The sequence below is a fragment of the Vibrio ulleungensis genome (assembly GCF_016900875.1).
Taxonomy (GTDB): domain Bacteria; phylum Pseudomonadota; class Gammaproteobacteria; order Enterobacterales; family Vibrionaceae; genus Vibrio; species Vibrio ulleungensis.
On the sequence record NZ_JAFEUM010000004.1, the window covers coordinates 252,140 to 272,431 of the forward strand.

The 20,292-nt window shown below is 43.8% G+C and carries 18 protein-coding genes; 5 read left to right on the forward strand and 13 right to left on the reverse strand.

Going from position 1 to position 20,292, the window contains the following annotated elements:
- Positions 1 to 47: 47 nt before the first annotated feature.
- The gene (locus JQC93_RS11975) at positions 48 to 950 is read right to left on the reverse strand and encodes a LysR family transcriptional regulator (RefSeq protein WP_205158680.1); all 903 of its coding nucleotides are present in this window, start codon (positions 948 to 950) and stop codon (positions 48 to 50) included.
- Between the two features lie 166 nt (positions 951 to 1,116).
- On the opposite strand from JQC93_RS11975, the gene JQC93_RS11980 reads away from it, so the two are divergent.
- Positions 1,117 to 2,100 carry a potassium channel beta subunit family protein gene (locus JQC93_RS11980; RefSeq protein WP_205158681.1) on the forward strand — a complete coding sequence of 328 codons (984 nt, stop codon included), beginning with the start codon at positions 1,117 to 1,119 and terminating at the stop codon, positions 2,098 to 2,100.
- A 34-nt stretch (positions 2,101 to 2,134) separates the two neighbouring features.
- Here the strand turns inward: JQC93_RS11980 and JQC93_RS11985 are convergent, their stop codons facing one another.
- Positions 2,135 to 3,238, reverse strand: coding sequence for a GGDEF domain-containing protein (locus JQC93_RS11985; RefSeq protein ID WP_205158682.1), 1,104 nt, complete (start codon positions 3,236 to 3,238; stop codon positions 2,135 to 2,137).
- A 940-nt stretch (positions 3,239 to 4,178) separates the two neighbouring features.
- On the opposite strand from JQC93_RS11985, the gene JQC93_RS11990 reads away from it, so the two are divergent.
- Together JQC93_RS11990 and JQC93_RS11995 are read left to right on the forward strand one after the other, a co-directional pair.
- On the forward strand, positions 4,179 to 4,586 hold the full coding sequence (locus JQC93_RS11990) for a GFA family protein (protein ID WP_205158683.1): 408 nt from the start codon (positions 4,179 to 4,181) through the stop codon (positions 4,584 to 4,586).
- Positions 4,587 to 4,772: 186 nt separating this feature from the next.
- Entirely contained in the window at positions 4,773 to 6,122 is a 1,350-nt protein-coding gene (locus tag JQC93_RS11995) for a YjiH family protein (RefSeq protein ID WP_205158684.1), read from the forward strand.
- Between the two features lie 86 nt (positions 6,123 to 6,208).
- Here JQC93_RS11995 and JQC93_RS12000 read toward each other — a convergent pair whose 3' ends face one another.
- The 3 genes from JQC93_RS12000 to JQC93_RS12010 form a co-directional block, all read right to left on the reverse strand.
- The gene (locus JQC93_RS12000; protein WP_205158685.1) at positions 6,209 to 6,580 is read right to left on the reverse strand and encodes a hypothetical protein; all 372 of its coding nucleotides are present in this window, start codon (positions 6,578 to 6,580) and stop codon (positions 6,209 to 6,211) included.
- Between the two features lie 63 nt (positions 6,581 to 6,643).
- Entirely contained in the window at positions 6,644 to 7,054 is a 411-nt protein-coding gene (locus JQC93_RS12005; protein WP_205158686.1) for a GFA family protein, read from the reverse strand.
- Between the two features lie 63 nt (positions 7,055 to 7,117).
- The gene (locus JQC93_RS12010; protein ID WP_205158687.1) at positions 7,118 to 7,750 is read right to left on the reverse strand and encodes a YdeI/OmpD-associated family protein; all 633 of its coding nucleotides are present in this window, start codon (positions 7,748 to 7,750) and stop codon (positions 7,118 to 7,120) included.
- A gap of 205 nt (positions 7,751 to 7,955) precedes the next feature.
- Here JQC93_RS12010 and JQC93_RS12015 point away from each other — a divergent pair, with 205 nt between their 5' ends.
- Complete coding sequence (locus JQC93_RS12015; protein ID WP_205158688.1) at positions 7,956 to 9,155, forward strand: hypothetical protein; 1,200 nt, start codon at positions 7,956 to 7,958, stop codon at positions 9,153 to 9,155.
- 28 nt (positions 9,156 to 9,183) lie between these two features.
- Here the strand turns inward: JQC93_RS12015 and JQC93_RS12020 are convergent, their stop codons facing one another.
- On the reverse strand, positions 9,184 to 9,726 hold the full coding sequence (locus tag JQC93_RS12020) for a P-loop NTPase family protein (protein ID WP_236009521.1): 543 nt from the start codon (positions 9,724 to 9,726) through the stop codon (positions 9,184 to 9,186).
- Positions 9,727 to 9,836: 110 nt separating this feature from the next.
- On the opposite strand from JQC93_RS12020, the gene JQC93_RS12025 reads away from it, so the two are divergent.
- A complete protein-coding gene (locus JQC93_RS12025; RefSeq protein WP_205158689.1) occupies positions 9,837 to 10,235 on the forward strand; it encodes a nuclear transport factor 2 family protein in 399 nt (132 codons plus the stop codon).
- Positions 10,236 to 10,298: 63 nt separating this feature from the next.
- Here JQC93_RS12025 and JQC93_RS12030 read toward each other — a convergent pair whose 3' ends face one another.
- The 7 genes from JQC93_RS12030 to JQC93_RS12060 form a co-directional block, all read right to left on the reverse strand.
- Positions 10,299 to 12,146: a M3 family metallopeptidase gene (locus JQC93_RS12030; protein ID WP_205158690.1), complete on the reverse strand. Its 1,848-nt coding sequence runs from the start codon at positions 12,144 to 12,146 to the stop codon at positions 10,299 to 10,301.
- A 149-nt stretch (positions 12,147 to 12,295) separates the two neighbouring features.
- Positions 12,296 to 12,940 carry a DNA alkylation repair protein gene (locus JQC93_RS12035; RefSeq protein ID WP_205158691.1) on the reverse strand — a complete coding sequence of 215 codons (645 nt, stop codon included), beginning with the start codon at positions 12,938 to 12,940 and terminating at the stop codon, positions 12,296 to 12,298.
- A gap of 69 nt (positions 12,941 to 13,009) precedes the next feature.
- On the reverse strand, positions 13,010 to 13,192 hold the full coding sequence (locus JQC93_RS20500; RefSeq protein ID WP_408068606.1) for a ClbS/DfsB family four-helix bundle protein: 183 nt from the start codon (positions 13,190 to 13,192) through the stop codon (positions 13,010 to 13,012).
- Between the two features lie 255 nt (positions 13,193 to 13,447).
- Complete coding sequence (locus tag JQC93_RS12045) at positions 13,448 to 14,392, reverse strand: HEPN domain-containing protein (RefSeq protein ID WP_205158693.1); 945 nt, start codon at positions 14,390 to 14,392, stop codon at positions 13,448 to 13,450.
- Positions 14,393 to 14,515: 123 nt separating this feature from the next.
- Entirely contained in the window at positions 14,516 to 15,469 is a 954-nt protein-coding gene (locus tag JQC93_RS12050; RefSeq protein ID WP_205158694.1) for a hypothetical protein, read from the reverse strand.
- Positions 15,470 to 16,132: 663 nt separating this feature from the next.
- Positions 16,133 to 17,938 carry an ABC transporter ATP-binding protein gene (locus tag JQC93_RS12055; RefSeq protein ID WP_328834557.1) on the reverse strand — a complete coding sequence of 602 codons (1,806 nt, stop codon included), beginning with the start codon at positions 17,936 to 17,938 and terminating at the stop codon, positions 16,133 to 16,135.
- A gap of 207 nt (positions 17,939 to 18,145) precedes the next feature.
- Positions 18,146 to 20,278 carry a TonB-dependent hemoglobin/transferrin/lactoferrin family receptor gene (locus JQC93_RS12060; RefSeq protein ID WP_205158696.1) on the reverse strand — a complete coding sequence of 711 codons (2,133 nt, stop codon included), beginning with the start codon at positions 20,276 to 20,278 and terminating at the stop codon, positions 18,146 to 18,148.
- Positions 20,279 to 20,292 lie beyond the last annotated feature (14 nt).

Here is a 20,292-nt window from a genome sequence, read left to right on the forward strand (position 1 = left end):
TTTTACATCAACAAAATGAAGAAATTACTACTTTTGTCGTATAAAAATTAAGTGGTTATCTCTCGATTTACCATCTGTTCGCGTAAAAAGGAGACAAAAGTCAGTAGGCGAGTAGAATGTTCAATTTTAGGTGGATAGATCATCCAGACTTGTCGTTTTTCGACTTGGTAATCCGTCAAAGCTCTCTGTAATCGGCCCTGATTAACATGCTCCCACAACAAATGTTCGGGGACGCGGATCACACCATCGCCGCCTAATGCGGCTTTCAATAAAATGCTGTTTTCATTCACGGCGAAACTTCCGTTAGCTTCAATGACTAATTCTTGTCCTTCTTTTTGAAATCGCCACCCTCGCCAATTTGGGAAGGCCATACAATTAAGCTCTTTTAGTTCGTTTGGGTGCTGCGGTAGAGAATGCTTCAACCAGTAGTCTGGAGAAGCCACGACCCAATGACAGTAAGACATAAGATGCCGTGCAACCATATTTTGAGGAGGATTTTCTGTCACTCGGATCGCCAAATCAAAATTTCGCTCATGGAGATCTTCCAAATGGTGGCCAACCTCAATATCAAAACGTATTTCGGGGTATTGTTGATTAAATAGCGAACAAACGTCATATAAAATCGCATCGGCAAACGCAACTGGAGCCGTCAAACGCAACACCCCCGCGACATCCTCATAGCTGTGTTCGAGGTCTCGCTCTAAGTCGAGAAGCCCATGGTGCATCGTTTTTGCTTGTTGTTGTACGCGACTGCCTTCCCGAGTTAGTCGTACTGAACGAGTGGTTCTTATCAGCAATTGAGTATTAAAGTCTTGCTCTAACTGGCGCACTTGTTGGGATAAATAGCTTCTTGAAATCCCTAGCTTATCTGCCGCTTTCGAAAAACTAAGATGTTGGGCTACCTCATAGAACAGAAGTAATCGTTCAAGTTTTTTATGGTTCTTATTCATCGACGATCTCGTCTTAATGTTTTATTCACCATAATACTCAATTTTTATCTATTGTTTGTTATATCACTCAGTGTTTTCACTTTTAGCCGCTTTTTGTTGGTCACCTTTGCCTTCTATACTTGAGTGAACGTTTCTTTCAAATTATTCAACTCTTACAAGGTGTATTATGGAATATCGTCGTCTAGGCCGCAGCGGACTACAAGTCAGTGAGTTTGGTTTAGGGTCGTGGGTAACTTTTGGCAAACAGGTCGACCTCTCTGCAGCAAAAGAGATCATGGCTCACGCCTACGATGCTGGGATTAACTTCTTCGACAACGCCGAAGGGTATGAAAGTGGCGAGAGTGAGCGCCTTATGGGGCAAGCAATCGAGCAACTTGGTTGGTCTCGCGATAGCTTCGTAGTATCAAGCAAAGTGTTTTGGGGTGGTGAAAAGCCGACTCAACGTGGCTTGAGCCGTAAACACGTATTTGATGCCTGTCATGCTGCTCTAGCGCGCTTACGTGTCGATTATCTTGATTTGTACTATTGTCACCGCCCAGATATTGATACACCAATATATGAAACTGTTCGTGCCATGAACGATTTGATTGTCCAAGGCAAAGTCATGTATTGGGGTACGTCAGAGTGGAGTGCGCAGCAAATCACCGAAGCATGGGCTGTAGCCAAAGCCGAAAACTTACATCCACCGGTAATGGAACAGCCTCAGTACAACATGTTAGTACGCGATAAAGTCGAAGCCGAATACTTACCACTCTATTCATTGACTGGTCTCGGAACAACGATATTCTCTCCACTAGCGAGTGGATTACTCACTGGCAAATACCTCAATGGTGTGCCTAAAAACAGTCGTTTAGATTTGCCAGGTTACGAGTGGCTAAGAGATATGCTAGTGGGTGAAAACAACAAGCTGGATCAAATTGCTCAACTTAATCAATTAGCCGTTGATCTTGAGATGCCACTGCATCATTTAGCATTAAATTGGTGTTTACGTACGCCAAATGTCAGCAGTGTCATTTTAGGTGTGTCTAAGCTTGAGCAGTTACAAGACAACTTGCAGGCGCTAGAGCTTAAACCAAGATTCAACGAAGACGTGTGGCAAAAAGTTGATGATATTCTTGGTAACAAACCTGCAGGTCCAGAACGCTTTTAACATCAATTCTAGATGCGGTATAACCATGCCGTATCTAACTTACTGTTGCGCACGTTTCTAAGCGAACATAACGCGCTTTACCTTGATCTTTAGCCAAGTAAAGCGCGTCATCTGCTTGTTTTAGAATTGACTCGGGCGTGCTGTCACTATTGGGAGTTTCCGAATAAACACCAATTGAGCAACTCAGGAATGCACTATCCAATTCAGGTGCATGTGGCAAACGTTCCATCTTCCAATGCTGTAAGATACTACTAGCCATTCTTTCACAATCTTGCGGCGTGCAATCGAGCACGACGACAACAAACTCCTCACCGCCGTAACGGCAAAGAATATCGGTATCTCGTTGGAAGGTTCGAGTCAGTATTTTGGCCTGTTTGACAATCGCGTCATCCCCAGCCAAGTGTCCAAAATGGTCGTTATAGTGCTTAAAGTTATCAATATCGACCATAAATACACTCACCGACGTTCCCGTTCTCTGACAGTAACTCAATAGCTGTTCAAATCTCTGCAAGTAACTGCGTCGGTTCAATAATTGAGTCAAAGGGTCTTGGGTACTGAGCAATGACAGTTGTTGATTCAAAGTTGTTAGTTTTGTTTGCGTAGAATCTAAATGATAAGTGGCAAACAGCCCAACGATCAAAGTGATTGCGACAAAGCTACCGTTAATGGGGCTGGATGAACCATAGATTGGATAGTGTGCAATTAAAGCGATAAAACCAATCAAAACCACGAAGCAATAGAGTAAAGCTCGTTTAAAACCCAATCTAAGAACAAATAGGGCAAAGTAACTATAAAGAAACGTGCCTTCATAAGGGAATACGATTGACTCTAGCTTCCACGCATAAATAATAAACGCATAATTGGAATAGGTAATAACGATCAAACTGAGCATTATTGCTGTTTGCATTCGTTTCTTAAAGTGAGGAACGTATGTCATCCCAACCACAATCATCGCGGCAGGTAATTGAAAGACAAACCTCGAGACAAGGTATCCCGCGCTAAGGCTTTCGGTGATCAGTTGAAGATCAAAGTAGACAAATGTCGTAATTGAGAGGATGCCAAGTAGAATCAAAAGACGCAGTTGTTCCATCGATAGCGGATGCATCGAAATCGGTTCATTGTACGTGCTAATGGCCATAACCCCCCACTAAATAGAATAGAGTACCGTAAAATTATACCACAGATTGTAAGAAAAGTTACGTTCAAAAAGGTAAGAAAAAACCCCAACGGGACAAGCCCATTGGGGTTTCTATCTTTGCTCGCAGCGCTCCAGCTACTACAGATGCTCCCTGCATCAACTCCTTGATAGACAATCAATCCTGATCTGTCCTGACGCGCCGTCCTAGCGGTATCCTTTTACATCCATATCGCTAACCTATCCTAGCTAGCTCATCACCTAAACCTGGTGATTCCGACAATCCGTGTTTGCAACGCCCTGTTACAAAGCCACAATCCTTAGTGGTGTCCTACATCATCCTGATGTTAATCCTGCCTCATCCCGAGGAATCCTGTTGTCCCTATTCGCAACATCCTGCTACGAAATCACAATCCTTAGCGGTGTCCTACATCATCCTGATGTTAATCCCGCCTCGTCCCGAGGTGTCCTGCTGTCCTTACTCGCAATATCCTGCTGCGAAATCACAATCCTTGGTGGTGTCCTACAGTCCTTTCTTACTCTCCCTGAGCAAGCACGTCCTTGGTGTCCTATCCTATTTAGGTATCCTACCTAGAGGCTGTCCTTAGACTTCGTCCTGAAGTATTTCCTTGTCCTTGTCGTCTCCCTGTCGACATGGATATAGTCGCGCGATTCTCAGTTTTGAACAATGTACATATCGCACATTTCTATTGAACAATATTTAGGCTGGCAGATAAAAACAAAACAATTACAAAGAGTTAAATGTTTTCATGAGCTATAATGCATCGTACAAAGCGCATAGTCTTACAGCCTGTGTAAGCGATCTCTCACAAAGGTGATGGTCATTTTGAACACCAACAAAATGTCTCCGCTAATCCAAGATCACTTTCTATTCACAGCGCTGATGTCTAGAGTATTACTAGTATAATTTTGGGTGATGTATATGACAGTTATCAACACAACGCGGCAAGCCAGTTGTCAATGCAATCAAGTGGACATTCAAACCAAGGGCGAACCGGTTCGTTCTGCTATTTGCCATTGCTTAGCGTGTCAAAAACGCACTGGCTCTGTATTTGGCGTCCAAGCACGATTTTTAACCTCTCAAGTCAACGTATTTGGAGAACTCGTTTCGTTCACCCGTATTGCAGACTCTGGCGATCAAGTCACACACAAGTTTTGTCCGCAGTGCGGTACCACGATGCTAATGTCTCTATCTAACGCTCCAGACTTTACTGTGGTGCCATTAGGCGTCTTTAATAGCAGTGATTTTCCTACTCCTGCATTCTCTGTTTACGAATACCGCAAACATGGTTGGGTCGCCTTTAACTGCGAAATGGATCATTTTGACTAGGTTTCATTCACAAACGCCTTACAATTAACCAATTAATTTGTTCACACCAGTATAGAGAACTGAATATTTAGATAAAAACAATGAATAGTGTTGCAATTGTCAGGGGGGAAGCTTATTCTTGCGGTCAATAAATTAGGGTAAGACATTACCCACAGATGCTAACCAGTCCGTCGCGGTTTAAAGACTATGAAAACAGAAAAAAATAAAAACTCATTTTGGGTATTTCTTATCCCATCACTTATTGGCCTATTTCTCTTTATGGCGCCGATCACTTTTAATGGTGACATCACCATCCCAATCGCAGTCATGGCAAAGTCGCTACTTGCTGCTCTAGATGGTACAGCCGTTCCAATCGTCACCGCGATCATTGCTATCATGTCTTTAGCCACTATTGTGTGCCGAATTAAAATGCCTTCAATTGTCGCTAATAGCGAGTTTCTAAACGCACTATTTAACCCATCACCACTGTGGTTTGCCGTTCGTCTTATCGGTGGATTTGCTGTTGTCGCGACATACTTTCAAGTTGGCCCAGAGATGGTCTGGCATGAATACACGGGTGGATTAGTACTTAACGATTTACTGCCAACTCTACTGTGTGTGTTTATCTTTGCAGGTATGCTACTGCCTTTACTGCTTAACTTTGGCTTATTAGAGCTTATGGGTACGCTGTTTAGCAAAATAATGCGCCCTCTATTCAACCTTCCTGGCCGCTCAGCAATCGACTGTATGGCTTCTTGGTTGGGCGATGGCAGTGTGGGCATATTGATGACCAGCAAGCAATATGAAGAAAAGTTCTACACTCAACGTGAAGCAGCAGTCGTCGGTACGACGTTCTCTGCAGTATCTATTACATTTAGCTTGGTTGTGATTGCGCAAGTTGAGTTAGAACACTTGTTCGTTCCTTTTTATGGTGCTGTTTGTTTAGCGGGTTTTGTTGCCGCGATAATCATCCCTCGCCTGCCACCACTGAGTCGTAAAAAAGATCTGTTCATTGACGACAGCAAACCAAGTAGCGACCACACTGGTATCCCAGAAGGCCATACGAGCTTTTCTTACGGCATGGAACTCGCGCTCGCGAAAGCAAACAAAGTGACATCATTCTCGTCAGTAGTAAAAGAAGGCGTAAAAAACGCTGCCGATATGGTTCTTGGAGTGCTACCTGTAGTAATGGGTATCGGTACCATCGCGTTGATCATTGCAGAAAACACCAGTGTGTTTACCTTTCTTGGTCAGCCATTCATTCCTTATTTAGAACTACTTGCTATTCCTGAAGCTGCAGCAGCGTCGGAAACAATGGTCGTAGGCTTTGCTGATATGTTCATTCCGTCTATCTTGGCGGCCTCTATTGAAAGTGACTTAACACGCTTTGTGATTGCGGCAATGTCGGTCACTCAGCTTATCTACATGTCTGAAGTAGGTGCGCTGCTACTAGGTAGCAAAATACCGGTCAATATTGGTGAGCTGTTTATTATCTTTATCCTGCGTACCATTATTACACTGCCTGTCATAGCGGGTGTTGCTCATCTCATTTTCTAATGTTTGAGTAGAACTATCAAAAAGCCCCAGCCATTCAATATGGTTGGGGCTTTTTAGTCTAATTATTAGCTCAATGACAAATACCGCTAACCATTAATCAGCGTTAGCACTAAGCAAAACAGCATTGGCAGCAATCCAGCGACAAACAGACCCATAGACCAGCTTCTATTTGCAGCGTTCATCACAGCATCCGCCTTTTTGGCAGCGGTAAAATCAACCATACTTTTTACTTTGCTATTCATTGATATGGGATCTGCTGCATCATTCGCAGTGACTGAGCGAGATGAACGCGTTAAAAAATGCAATACGCCCGCTACTGCCCAAAGAACCAGCGCCATAAAAAAGGCAACATCGCTGAGTGACTGAATACCAAAAGCATTGTATTTGTCATCCAGGTACAGCACTGCAACATAACTTAAGGCATTGCTAATAATAATAAAATTAAGAAACCGAAACATACTCCCCTCCTAGCCCGCACACTTTGTCTTGCTGGGATAGGCAGAAATGTAACACTAACCAGTTTATGCATCTGATTTTATATTGCTTTGTGAGGCAGCGATCACTTCTTCGCCAGTCATCATATGCGTATGATTAGAAAACTGATAAAACGCTGGTTTCTCTTCGACAAAAATCTGATGGGTAAAGTCAAACTCTTGGTCCGTAAATATACCCACAGACACAATAAACTCATCATTGGGCTTTAAGTAATAAAATAAATGAGTGCCACAACGTCCGCAAAAGCCCCTATCGGCCCATTGTGATGAGGTATAACGCACCGGCTCTTCCCCAGTAAATAGTGCATCACTGCCCGCTGATACGGCCATATAGGGTCCTGATGTCCACTTTCGGCACATATCACAATGACAAGCCCCCACCTCTTTGTTGTCCGAAATCTCTACTCTAATTGCACCACACAAACATTGACCTTTCATTTCAATTTCCTCTACCCGTGTCACCCAATTCTGTATTGAACGCACCGCTTATAACGCCGCGGTTTAACGCTCGTTCCACCCTTTGCCCGACAACACTTTGTCACGGCACTTTAGAATTCTAGACTCTCTAGTCTTAGACCGCTTTGCACCGTTAAAATGCAGTAAATATCCTCGCTGCCGACCAGGAGTTAATGCCCCAAACGCAGCACGATAATCAGAGTCGTGTTCAAACAGTGCCAACAGCTCCACGGGATAATCGTCGCGTGAAACCACCTTTGTTGGTATTTTCTGGCCGCTTTGACTAATTTTTATCGCCTGTTCTATAAAGCTTTTTAGTGAGTCACTCACACTTTTTACGCTATCTCTTGAGGTGACTTTCAGATAACGAGCGTGCTCTGAATTTTTACCGGGCTTCTCCAGCAGATTTTCGGGATCGTTGATAAGGGCACCTCTAAAAAACGATACCGTTGCTGCGCTTTTTAGCGCACTTAACATCAAAATGTTTTTCCCTTCAAAGGTGTAACATGGGCAGTGCCACTTAATCTCCTCCGTGAGCCCCGAACGTTGTATTATGCTACGCAACTCGGAAAGTTCATCTCGCCAGCTATTCACCTTACACTGAGGTGTGTTGCCTAACTCGCAACGCCCACACCCAGACTCCAAAAATTGCTCAACGTTAGTGGGTTTAATGGTCACAACAACTCCTTGTCATCGTTTGGCTGCACTGATTGACCTATATCAACGTAGACCAACTCTTTGAATAAATTCATAAAACTATTTTAGTTCGCTGTGGTCTACTATGCGAATACAGTGCGAAAAACTGAGATAACAGCTGCGAAAATGTACATCTCAAAACCACTCACTAAACACATTTTCGAGTATAAAAAGGAAAGGATCTTCCATGAAAAAGGGACTCATTCTATTTACAGCGTCGACGCTATCCCCTTTGGTTTTAGCCTCTACGCTCGTGTATGAAGCAAAGCAGGCAGATGGCAACCCCCGACTCAAATTATCCGTTGATACAAGCGAGATTGAAACGTTTGAGGTGATGAAACCTAGAAACCTCACAGAGGCCGAGCCTCCAAAATTTGTCTGTTATAATGGCGAGCAAGTTGTTGAAGGTGCCTATAATCAATCGCTTACCTGTGACACGCTAAGTTGGGAGCTGCCGTTTTTACAAACCGATCCGTTAGGCTTTAATATCGCCGAGCAGACTAATCAGTATTCTGCTGAAAAAGGGTGGTTCTTTTTTAGCGAATGGTCATCGCTACCTAGAGTACAAACGGACCAAGGCATCACGGAAAGTAAGCTGTGTGTACCAGGCGTACTAGAAAACTGTTACGACCTACCAACCTTAGATCAAGCTCCGCTTTTGCTCATGTGGGGAATAGACTCAATTGTCATAAGCGAACAGAATTACCGGTTCGAATTGCGCAGTGATGTGTCTGCGGTCATCGACAATCAAGCACAGTGGTTACCTACTTTTAAACAGCAATTGAATTATCTGTCGCAGGTATTCTCTGCCCCTCAAGAGATTAACTGGCAAATGAATGTATTTGGGCGCGAAATGGAGACGGGTAATGTGAGTGGCGCGGCAGGATATAGCTCGATTAACGTCAACGTCCCTCTCAAAGATGGAGCCTTAGTCGATGCCTCATACCCACACCTGCTAAAGATTTTGGCACATGAAGCCATCCACGGACTCGACACTCGGGCGCATCCACTGTGGATCACAGAAGGACTCGCAGAATACTACGCACAGAAATCACTTAAACAGACACCTTTTGCACTACCGGATGCCAAAATTCAATGGCAAGCCATCGCTCAACGGCTGCCTTTTGCGGCCACTGGACTTCTGCAAGCCAATCGTGACCTAGTCGAACTCAATCAGCAGCACTATCAAATGCTGTTTTACACCAAAGCGGTGGCGTTTTGGCAGCAGCTCGATGAAGAGCTCAGTGCAGCTGGGCAATCATTGGACACTTATATGACACAACCATTAGCGGGTGAGGACTATCAGTTATCAACTGAGTTTACTCAAGCTGTCATTAGCGCGATAGGTGCTGAGAAATGGGCTCAATTAACCGAAGTATATTTATAGTTTTTCGTCCTAACTTTTAACATAGTGTTTAGAGCTTAGCGAGAAACGCTTTGCTCTGGCTAGGTGAGCGCAAACGAATAAATTGAATATGCGCGTATTGAGGATCGGCCATCATTGATTCGTAACGTTCAACATTGCTGTGATAGGTTTTAAGGGTCCACAATATGACCGAGTCTTTGCTCATAAACGATTTACGAAAGGACTCTTTGTTGCCTGTTCCGGCCCATAGTTCCTTGCGAGTTAAACTTCTTATAAAGGCCCGTTTAACAGCTTGCAAGACCGTCCTTGTGTAGGAGTAATTGATCCATATGACTGTATCAACATCCCGCCACTTAACCGGCACGGTACGGTTGTAGTTTCCGTCCAAAACCCAACGCTCAGTGGCGGTTTCCTGGCGAATCTTTTCAAAAAACTGCTCATCGGGAGTTTCGCCCCAATTGGGCAACCAAAACAGGGCATCTAGCTCTATATGAGGCACCTGTAATTTCGTTGCGAGCTTGCGGCTAAAGGTGGATTTACCACTGCCACTGGTGCCCACAACGTTTACTTTTAACAGTTTTGACGCGTTCATTCTTCCCTCACTATCGCGCTTTCGATATGCCGTTACACAAAAACAGTAGTCGTATTTTCAGGCAGTAGGGTATAGTCTTTATACAGGATTTCAATACTTTGTGAGCTTTTATGGACAAACTGATAGAACAAGAGATTGCGCTGCATCAGCACCATACTCGCACCGACGTAGCGACGATTAAACGTTTACTCGATCCACAGTTTCTTGAAGTTGGTCATTCAGGTAAAACCTTCGACCTCAGTTGGGTGCTCAGGCATCAACCCAACGAAAAGCCCAGTGAAGTCCAAATCCACTCGCAAGATTATCAAGCCCACCCATTGTCCGATACCGTAGTCATGCTCACTTATAAAACCGCATGGAACGATGGGATTGGCAACATAACTCGGCATACAAAACGCAGCTCGATCTGGGTGCGAAACGGAGAATTGTGGCAAATGCGCTATCATCAAGGCACTCCCTGTGAGCCGTTTGCGCTAACCAGAAATTGCTCTGCTGTCACCGAGGATTAATACCGCCAAAAAAAGAGACGCTGCAATAGCGTCTCTTATGGGTTTAGATCTAGCCGCTATACATTAGCGCCCATATTGCTCAACAATAAACTGTTCAAACGCATCGCACATAGCGCTGTCTGACTCTGTATTGATCGCCAATTGTTTCGCCCCATCGACCACTTCAATCGACGCATTCAGCGACGCGGGCACCGCTTGAGTACGCGTTGAAATTGCTGCTATCTTTTGCTTCTCACTGTCCCATGCTTGTTCAACCGTTTGATTACAGGCATCCGCTAAATACTTAGCGTTAAATCCTTCGCCAGTAAGCGCACGGATGGTGTCATCATGAGACACACTGTTACCAGGTTTCCAGTAGTGTTGTGCCAGCAATGGGCCAATTTCTGGGTTATCGGTCAAATAGCCAAACTTCTCGGTGAAGTAGGCACGAGTTTGGTAAACCGCCATGTGAGCCAGCAAATAACCTTGGTAGGCACAGGCCGCTTCATCAGACAGTAAGTGTGGGATGGCCATTAGTGGGCGCGGGCTACACTCAATGCCCAAAATGTCTAACTCACATTCGCGTGCAAGCGAGGTTGCGCGCTCTGGAGTCAGCTCTTCGTCGCTCAACTCATAAAGGGCACGTTCAAAGTAAGGCACCACCAAGATACTGCGCTCTTGATACGCAGAGAATGGCTGGCGACTTTCGATCATCGACTTAATGATGCTATCTGGAACCGCTTCACCTTGGTCATTGATCGCATACTGTTTTAGCCAATCAGCATCAGTGAGCAGCGAGTCACAAAACATGGATTGCGTTTCGGCATAAGCCATTGAAGTTGGGGCAAATTCTTGAGAAAAGCTTGGTGAATTTAGCTTAACATTGGCAAAGTGTGCAGCGTGCCCGCCTTCGTGAAACAGAGTATTAATTCCATCAAAGCCGCTGCCAACCTGATCCGGTTTTGCGTTACTGGTGAAGTTCACTTTTGCGGGAACCCACTCACCTTGATCCACAAACGAAGGAACAGGCCCGTGACAAAAACCGTTAGGGTATTTGCCCTTTCGATCCAACAGATCAAGGCAAAGCTCTGCGCCAGAGTAATCGATATTCAGACGACCAAACGACTCCACCCAACGGCGTAAAGACTTAGAAAAAGGTACGTATGGGTCAAGCTCACGCATGACATCGCCAGCAAACGAGTAATTAAAGTTATACCCTTTAAGGGCTTGTTCACCTTTCTTCTCGGCCAACTCTTTTAAACTGCGTTGATGCGCATCACGAGTGCGAACTTCAAAGTCATCCAAAATGGTGAATAGCTGTTCCGTGGTCATATTTTCGGTCTTTTCGATCGAGTAATCGAAAAAGCTGTTGTAGCCCAAAGAGCGCGCAAACTGATTACGCAGCTTCACAAGCTCTAAAAAGCCATTGACTAGTAACCATTGCTCAAGATCCAGTAAAGCTTGGTGGGCCGATTGGCGGACCGCCTCAGAACTGTTGGCACGAATGGTCGATGCTAAAACAGGCAATGAGCCTTCAACCTGCTCACCTTGCTCATTAACGAAAAATTGCTGATGAGCCTGTTTTTTCTCAAACAGATCTGCTTCAAATTGGATCAATTTTGTTTTAAGTGCTTGTGCTTCTTCGCCTTCAATCGCATGCGACTTAAACATATTAAGCCAGCCGGTTAGGCCTTGAATGGTTGATGCTTTTATTTTGTCGTCGGCAATCTCTTCTGCTGCAAGCAACTGCGCTTTGACTTTTTCAATCTGACTGGCGTCACTCAAAAAGTCGGTCCACTGGGTTTGCGCTTTAGTCGAACCCGAATGATCGTCGCTGATCCCCATATAGGTTTCCCAGAAAAAGTCCTCTTTGGTTCTGTGAATGCTGAGGTATGTGTGATTTAACTGATTGAGGTAGTCTGTAGCCGACATAATGATCCTTAATTCCATGGATAAACGTTTGGCGAATGCCTAAAACCTGAAGCATTCTACTCTTAGTTGCCAGAGAAATCAGCGGATAGCCCTAATTTCTTGCAATAAAGGCCATTAAACCGCCGTCGTGTGGCAGCCGTAACTGATTATCAATCCCCTCTCTTGCCAACTTCAATACGAATGAACTCTGGAAGATAAGAGGGAGTGCAGTTTTTTGAGACTTTCTCATCTTTATAGAGGGCGACTCGCTCTCCCAGTTCAATACAGCGCTGTCGATGTGCTGCTTCAAAAATACCAATCCAGCCAGCGCAAAAATTCATCGCCCACTGCACTTGCGCTTCTTCATCCGCTAAATGAGCATCAAGATAGTCCAGTAGCTGCGCACTGTTGTCTATTGGAAGTGTTTTACCCGTCCACCTTAGGCGAGCTTGATGATACCAAAACCAGCGACGAAGCAGAGGGACAGACGATTGCTGCCAGTTCAGTAACAAAGTCGTCAGCGCCTTATCTTTGGTCAGTTGATTGGCTAAAAGCCAATCGCTGAGCATATTTCTCTCATCTTCTGGGTGCGACGCAAGATCGGTAGCAATGGTATTGATACTTTCCTCGCTCAACTGCTTTTTGTCGAAAATTAGTACCGCCAAAAGGCGAGGGAAATAGAGCGCGGTCGCCCATAACTCCAAAGCCAACGAATGATCTTTCTTAATGGTCTTGGCAAGTTTTTTAATCTCGCCCATTTTGCTATAACCCGCCAACTCTTTCAGAATCTGTTGCGCTTGTTCCGATCCAGCCATCACAGCTCCTTGTGTTGTTTTCCTAAGTCAAACGGTTCAGTTTACCGTTCGCTTATGAACTATTACATCTTAGGATAGCACCCAAACAACTACCCATTTAATCGATAGTTGGTGCCATTCATAAAGGTGAAGCAGCACATCTCTAAGATTTCTATCGCGGCTCCAATGCTGCTCTTTTATGCTCGCATCAGCGAAAAAGTCAAACTCGGTGTTGAGCGCCTCCTCTGACATCGAATCAATAAAACAAAACAGCTTATTGAAATTCTATCTGGCTTGTGAAATCAACTCACCCTTTGTCTTAGGAGCTAGACCAAAAAACGAAGCCTCCACTTCGACTCGTGGAGTTTAGTGAGTGACAATAAGGATCGATCGAGTCCTAAGAAGCTTTTGGACAACAGCGTTTTAGATGTGCTGCTATGAACTATTTCAATCAGATTAGAAAAAGTATCTTGAAACCGTAAACGTTTGTTTGTTTGTTTGTTTGTTTGTTTGTTTGTTTAGTACAATTTAGTCATAAGTTGGAAAGATAGTCACGATATCAGAAGTATCAGGGAAAATGGTTTGCTGGATTGAATAACTGCCAGTTTTGGATGTACTGTCCACTACCATGAGAGCTCCATGCTTTATGCCTGACCTATCTAATAGCTTCACAACATAATTGTGATGGCTCAAATTAAGCGACTGATGTTTTGGCATTTGCTTTACTTCGATTACAACAGTCTCATTGGTAGATGACGAAATTAATAAGTCAGCAAATAAACCTGTTCCACTTACGAGCTCGACGTCTGTAGAAACTGACGCTTCATCTATAACTGCTTCAACAAATCCAGCTAATTTACCAACGTATTGATTCATGGGAAGCTTATCTTTCACTTCATAGAAATTGCTATATGAACTTGCAAGAGTTGAATATACTTTTTTATTAAAATCCAATTTTTCATAATTAGAGATTGAACCTCGAATGGACTTAACCATTTGGCTGACTCGTTGCTTTTCTATATTTTCGTTAACTTTAACGATAATTTGCTCTAATAACATAACTGTAAAAGTAGAAACATTAGCTATAGCTAGTAAAGCTTCATGTTCAGAAAAGAATAGTTTGTAATCGTGAGCTGAAGTATTTCTCCATTCTTGGCGGTAGTTTCGGACTGCCTCTATCAGCTTGGGTTTCAGTATTTCATTGTCAACAAGATAGCTTTCAATCTCAAAAGGCGAGACTTTCTTTGGCGCGTTTTCAACCAAAACAAAGTATGCCTCCTTCAAGGCGCCTTCAAATGCTTGGTTTGTACGATAAACCACATCTGTGTACATCTCGACATCAAACCCTTCTCTAGCCATGAACCAATACTTTTCAGCCCTTTCAATATGACTTATTGTCGCTTCTATTCCTTTGCGATCGTATTCAAGCGGTAACCGCTCTATTATTCCGTCAATTAAAGCTCTTAAATCCATCTAAATTCCTATCAATGAGTAATGCTCTTGCACTTATAAGCTGTGAGTGAACGTGTGCCATGTCTGAGCGAAGCGAGTTCGGCACGCGTTTACGAATTCAGTCTTAAGCAATTTGTTAGGGCTCTATGCAAAAAGGTCGCCTTGAGAGCGCGCCAATTTCGTAGCATGTAAATACTGATTACCTTGTTTCGTTTTACTCACTTGAATACCATCAGAGACTTCTATAACCGTCGAAACAGCATAACCAGTAACCTTTATTTCACCTACTTCATCTAATTCTCGATTAATTCTAAGAACACAGTTAATAAAAGAACCATGTTTGAAACTTACTTTTTCTAAGAGTACGTCTTCTTTAAATTGAGCATCTAGCATATCAAAGGTGATTATTTTTTCATCATAGATCCCCTTCCATTTATACCTACCTTCTTTTAATACAGGAGATACAATCTCTATATTTGCAGTATCATCAATGTCAGCATTTAACTTGTTTGAAGATAGGATGAATTTCCTAAAACTTTCACGTTCAATTTTTCGTTCATCAGAGAATGGTTCGAAATCAGGTGAAATTGCATTGATACCTACACCTTCGACTTTGTGGTAACTAGATAAGTGTGTGTATAGGTTAGATCTACGCTTAACTACTTTTAAGTTTTTATCTACATAACGAGCTGCTTTACCAATAACCTCATGGTCAATTTGTGCTACCGACTTTTCTTTGAGTTCAAGTTTAAGCTTCTGAATATTCAGCTTTTTCTCTTCAATTGTAAGCTTCTTGATTTCACGCTCTAACAATTCTATTTCTGGATCAGTTACAGGAACTCGAGAAAGTACAATAGTCACAATAGCGAGTAAAATGGTAATTTGACTGCCATGTTCACCCAGAAGTTTCCAGAATTCTCGGAAACCACCTTCTCTAAAAACCTCACTATTTACTTCAATACTAATATCTAAAATGTTCGCTGCTTCAAGCAATATAGCTAGTACTTCCGTTTCACATTTATTCCGAACTAAGGCGTCTATGTTGTGTGACGTATCATTAAAGTAATAGTGAAACTCTAGCTTATCTGCTTGGTTCATCGTTAATTATCTCTAGATTGAAGACATTCATCGTACAGCTATAACTTAAGCACAAAAACCATGCAATAGTTATGGATTAAAAATGAGATGCAATTTTGGATTTGGTGAGCCATAACATTTTATTTGTAGGCGAGTTCGTTTTCATAGAAGCGATCCACCAAACAATAACCTTGTAACTTTCTAAATAATCACAAATAACCTGACGATTAACCACTCTAAATTGTGGAAGAAACGAGCCAGCTCGGATTTTCGATTCACAATGCCTACAAAACCGAGCCACTTTCCTCCCTAACACATTGATTTTCAGTTGTCTGGAACCGAATTGCCAACAAAACGAGCCAACTTGATTCCCTCAGTTTCGCTCACTATCGTCACCCTTCAGCACACATGGTGCAATAAGCAGTTCATAACATCAGTGCTTTGCCATTTCGTCGCTAAACTCAATGGCTTCATAACTATCATGGTATAAGAAAAAGTAGGGCAAACCGACTCACTTTGTTTTGAGAGGTTGAGTATCGCTGCCACGGAACGGGGGCACAAACGTGTTTGCGATAGTCGGTGCACATAACCTCTGCCAGGCGAACTGACAGAGGTTATGTGACAAACTTCAATGTAAGAGATCGGACTTTATTGGAATTGAGAAAACTATATTGTCTTATGACACTAACCCGCTTGTAGGTTGCCATATAAGGTTTGATAGAGACCATCATCTTTGAGCAGATCTTGGTGAGTCCCCGATTGCACCACTTTGCCATCTTCGAGCACATAGATAAGGTCTGCTTGTTTCACAGCAGATAATCGGTGAGCAACAATCAGCGTGGTACGCCCTTGCAAAAATTGATTCAGCGCCATGTGAAGATTGGCTTCTGTTGTAGTGTCTAGCGCTGATGTTGCTTCATCTAAAATGACCAAATCGGGATCGTTAAGCACCATCCTCGCGATGGCCAGGCGTTGTCGTTGCCCACCTGACAAGCGGACTCCTTGGCGACCGATTTCTGAATCTAAACCATTAGACAGCGTCGATTTTAAATCGCTCAACTGGGCAATTCTAAGAGCTTGCCACAAGGTTTCATCATCAAAATCACGCCCCAGAGTTAAGTTTTGGCGCAAGGTATCATTAAAAATCATTGGTTGCTGCAGCACCACTGCCATTTTGTCACGAAGCGCTTCGTAGCTGACGGCTTCAATGGGGTGCCCATTAACTTTGATATCCCCACTCTGCTTTTGATAGATCCCCAGCAAAAGCTGAATCAAAGTAGACTTACCGCCACCAGAAGCCCCTACGAGCGCGACACGTTTGCCCTTAGGAATCGACAAATTGAGGCTATCGAGAACATTGCGGTCACCATCGTAAGAAAAACTCACGTTTTCAAACTCAATGTCGATTAATCGCTTGTCATCAAAAGGATTCACAGTGGCTTGAGGACGATACTCTTCGTCTAATTCAAGAATACCATTGATTCGCTTCATGGCTGCCGCAGCGCTATACCAAGAGTATTGAATGCTTAGCAGTTCTTGCACCGGTGAAAGCATAAACCAAAGGTACCCAAAAACCGCGAAGATCTGACCTATAGATAAATCACTAAACAGCACCATGATCATCGCGGCAGCACGGAAAATTTCAAAGCCTATCAAAAACATCAAAAATGACAGACGATTGGCCGCGTCCGATTGCCAGGCATACTTATCTGCATCAAAGCGGATGGCTTCAGCATCTTGCTTGAGCAGTTCTAGATACTCTTTTTCTCTATTGGCCGCGCGCAGTTGGTAAATACCATCTAACGTTTCAACCAATCGAGATTGAAACTTCTCAAATGCTTGGTTCTCTTTTTTCTTAAGGTGCTTTACCCGCTCACCCAGTTTACGGGACAAATAGATAACCACTGGGTTCATCAATATGATAAACAAGCCAAGTTGCCAGTTTAGCCAAAGCAGAATTGAGCCAACGCCGATAACCGTTAATACACTGATCACAAACCGGCTTAATGTAGAGCCAATAAACTTGTCGATAGTTTCTATATCGGTGACTAAATGGGAGGTTAATCCACCACTGCCTTTTTCCTCATACTGCTGCATCGATACTCGTCCAAGTTTATCGAGTACCTTTTGGCGCATGACACAGGTAAGCTGTTTCGACACCAAGGTGAACTGCCGAGTTTGCAAAATATTAAGTGCTTGGCTGCCAATACGCATCAGCACAATCAGCATCAACACCATAACGATATAGCCTACAGGGGTCTGCCAGCCGTCCAGTAAGATCCAGTTTAGTGCAGCAACACCTTGCGCAGGTTTGTCCAATAACACTTCGTCGACCATCAGAGGAAGCAGCATAGGGATGGGAACACTGATCAGCGTGGCAAAGAAAGCAATGATGTTGGCAAAGATTAATTTGCGCTTATGGACAATGGCTTGCTGATAGAGCCACTGACGATCTAAAATAAAATAGTCCCGAGTGCTGTTTTGATTCACATGTCTTCCTTGAGTCTGAGAATTTGAGAAAAGAGTCATAGAGTGTACATCAGTTTACGTTGCGCGCTCACACAGCGATCGCATGCAGTTAAGAAAAAGTTGTGCCCAAAAGTTTACTGGCTAACAATCACAAAACCGCCGCTCTCTACACGAAAGCGGCGGTTTATAGGCACTGAGTTATCGGATGCCTAATTCACAGTCAGCAAATTAAAAGTCATATTTTGCGGTCAATGCAAAGTTACGACGCGCTGCTGTCAAGTCTTGGTCACGCTCGGTTAAGCCGCGTACATCATTCCACTTGTAGTATTCTTGGTCCGTTAAGTTGAATACACCTGCGCGCAGCGTAAGATTATTCACTGGTACGTAGTAAGCGGTTAGGTCAAGAACCGTCGACGAGTCAATCGGCAAGATTTCGTCGCTGCCTTCTTCGGTGTAGATGTCGCTCGCATCTTTCGCTGCGGTGTACACCAGTTTCAAAGAAGTACCCCAAGTGCCTTGTGGCGCATCGTAGTTCACACCAAATACTGCATTCCAAGGGTTTACACTGTTAAGCGGGTTCTTTTCGCCATCTTCGCCGTCAGAGTATGCGGCAGCGATGCGGCTGCTGAAGCCTTCAATCGGCATGAAGTTCCACAGTAACTGGTTAGAAAATTCGATACCCTTAATGGTCGCTTCATCGATGTTGATCGACTGGTAGACAGCGTCCATTGTCGCAAAACTTCCATCCACTAACTGATAGTCAATAAAGTTGTCGTATTCGCTGTAGAACACTGCGATTTCTGACGAAGAGTAAGCAACATTGTGACGCCAGCCCAACTCGTAAGAAATACTCTCTTCGGCTTTTAGATCTGGATTCGGTGCACTGATGTACCCATGCATTGGATTACCAAACGAGTAATACAGCTCTTGGAAATCTGGCGCTCTAAAGCCTTGCGAAATCTGTGCAAACACTTTGTTTTCATTGTTGACCGAGTAGACCGTACCCAGACGACCAGTAACAGCAGAGTCATCAAAGTCTTGGTAATCAGAATCTGGGTTACCACTTGGGTTCTCGGAAGTATCGCCAGGACTTGTTTGGAACGAGTCAAAGCGAAGACCTGGTGTCACTACCCAGTTACCTGCGGTAATTTCATCTTGGACAAAAAAGCCATAGCGAGTTTCTGAGGCACTTGGCATGTAATAAATCACCTGATCCTCACTGATTGAGTTGTACTCGTTATTGGTATTGTGAATATCTTTATTAGAGAAAGACGCACCATAGACGATGTAATGCTCGCTATTGCCCCAGTAAAGAGATTTATCCAGTTGAATGTCACCACTCCAACCTTCGTCACCATAGATGTAATCTTTGGTTTGTACGTTACCAGCAGGAGGTAAGAAGAAGCTACCGCCTAGTGATGTACGGTTGGTAATGCCGTTCTCTTCTTTGCTTAACCAGTTGACTTGCCATTCGATGCTATCGGCAAAGCTCTGATCTAAGTTCCAAATATGTTTAAGCCCAAGAGAGGTTTGCGTAGTGCGGTCATCACCGGTGTAATCTGTGTATGACGGGTCGCTAAATTCAGAGCTTGTATTATTGTTGACGTAGCTGCCGCTAAACTCTAAACGGTGTGCATCTGACAGCTGATATTGAAGCTTAACGAGCAGGTCGTTGGTGTCGTAATCTTGAGGATCGGGCTCACCAAAGTTATCGATTTGCTCACCGTCGCGACGAGAGTAGGCCACCAAGGTTTCTAGGTCACCAAAACGATTTGCCAAAGCCACAGACTCGCCGAAGCTGTTATCAGCCGAGGAGTAATTGAGTTTTACATGTCCGCCAATATCGCGGCCTTGTAGGAAATCCTCAGGATCTTTTGTGGTGAAAGCCACCACGCCACCAATTGCATCGCTGCCTTGAAGCGACGACGCTGAGCCTTTCACCACTTCAACAGATTTGAGTAAATCGGTATCTACGTTAACACGGCCAGAATTGATGAAGCTGTAAGAGCCATTACTAAATTGATTAGGCTGTGAAACACCGTCTACCAATATTTTGATGCGGTTGCCTTCCATACCACGCACGTTGATGCTCTGAACGCCTTGGCGTGCTTCGCCCTCAACGGTTACACCTGGTGTGTAATCAAATAAGTTTTCAACACTGCGCGTCATATCCTGTTCAATATCGTCGTCGGAGATAACCGCTACCGATGCCGCGGTGTCTTCTAACTCTTTTTGAGAACGCGTTGCTGACACAGTCACCGATTCCATGGTGAAAACCTCTTCTGCGGACAAAGAAGTCGATATGGCTGTGGTGGATAATGCACTCAAAATAGCCACTGCTAATGGTGTTTTGTTGTTCATAATTTCATAGTTCC

Bases quoted from the DNA above. Each gene is read 5' to 3' on its own strand.
- JQC93_RS11975 (WP_205158680.1), bottom strand. From the start codon at position 950: ATGAATAAGAACCATAAAAAACTTGAACGATTACTTCTGTTCTATGAG.
- JQC93_RS11980 (WP_205158681.1), top strand. From the start codon at position 1,117: ATGGAATATCGTCGTCTAGGCCGCAGCGGACTACAAGTCAGTGAGTTT.
- JQC93_RS11985 (WP_205158682.1), bottom strand. From the start codon at position 3,238: ATGGCCATTAGCACGTACAATGAACCGATTTCGATGCATCCGCTATCG.
- JQC93_RS11990 (WP_205158683.1), top strand. From the start codon at position 4,179: ATGACAGTTATCAACACAACGCGGCAAGCCAGTTGTCAATGCAATCAA.
- JQC93_RS11995 (WP_205158684.1), top strand. From the start codon at position 4,773: ATGAAAACAGAAAAAAATAAAAACTCATTTTGGGTATTTCTTATCCCA.
- JQC93_RS12000 (WP_205158685.1), bottom strand. From the start codon at position 6,580: ATGTTTCGGTTTCTTAATTTTATTATTATTAGCAATGCCTTAAGTTAT.
- JQC93_RS12005 (WP_205158686.1), bottom strand. From the start codon at position 7,054: ATGAAAGGTCAATGTTTGTGTGGTGCAATTAGAGTAGAGATTTCGGAC.
- JQC93_RS12015 (WP_205158688.1), top strand. From the start codon at position 7,956: ATGAAAAAGGGACTCATTCTATTTACAGCGTCGACGCTATCCCCTTTG.
- JQC93_RS12020 (WP_236009521.1), bottom strand. From the start codon at position 9,726: ATGAACGCGTCAAAACTGTTAAAAGTAAACGTTGTGGGCACCAGTGGC.
- JQC93_RS12025 (WP_205158689.1), top strand. From the start codon at position 9,837: ATGGACAAACTGATAGAACAAGAGATTGCGCTGCATCAGCACCATACT.
- JQC93_RS12030 (WP_205158690.1), bottom strand. From the start codon at position 12,146: ATGTCGGCTACAGACTACCTCAATCAGTTAAATCACACATACCTCAGC.
- JQC93_RS12035 (WP_205158691.1), bottom strand. From the start codon at position 12,940: ATGGCTGGATCGGAACAAGCGCAACAGATTCTGAAAGAGTTGGCGGGT.
- JQC93_RS12045 (WP_205158693.1), bottom strand. From the start codon at position 14,392: ATGGATTTAAGAGCTTTAATTGACGGAATAATAGAGCGGTTACCGCTT.
- JQC93_RS12050 (WP_205158694.1), bottom strand. From the start codon at position 15,469: ATGAACCAAGCAGATAAGCTAGAGTTTCACTATTACTTTAATGATACG.
- JQC93_RS12060 (WP_205158696.1), bottom strand. From the start codon at position 20,278: ATGAACAACAAAACACCATTAGCAGTGGCTATTTTGAGTGCATTATCC.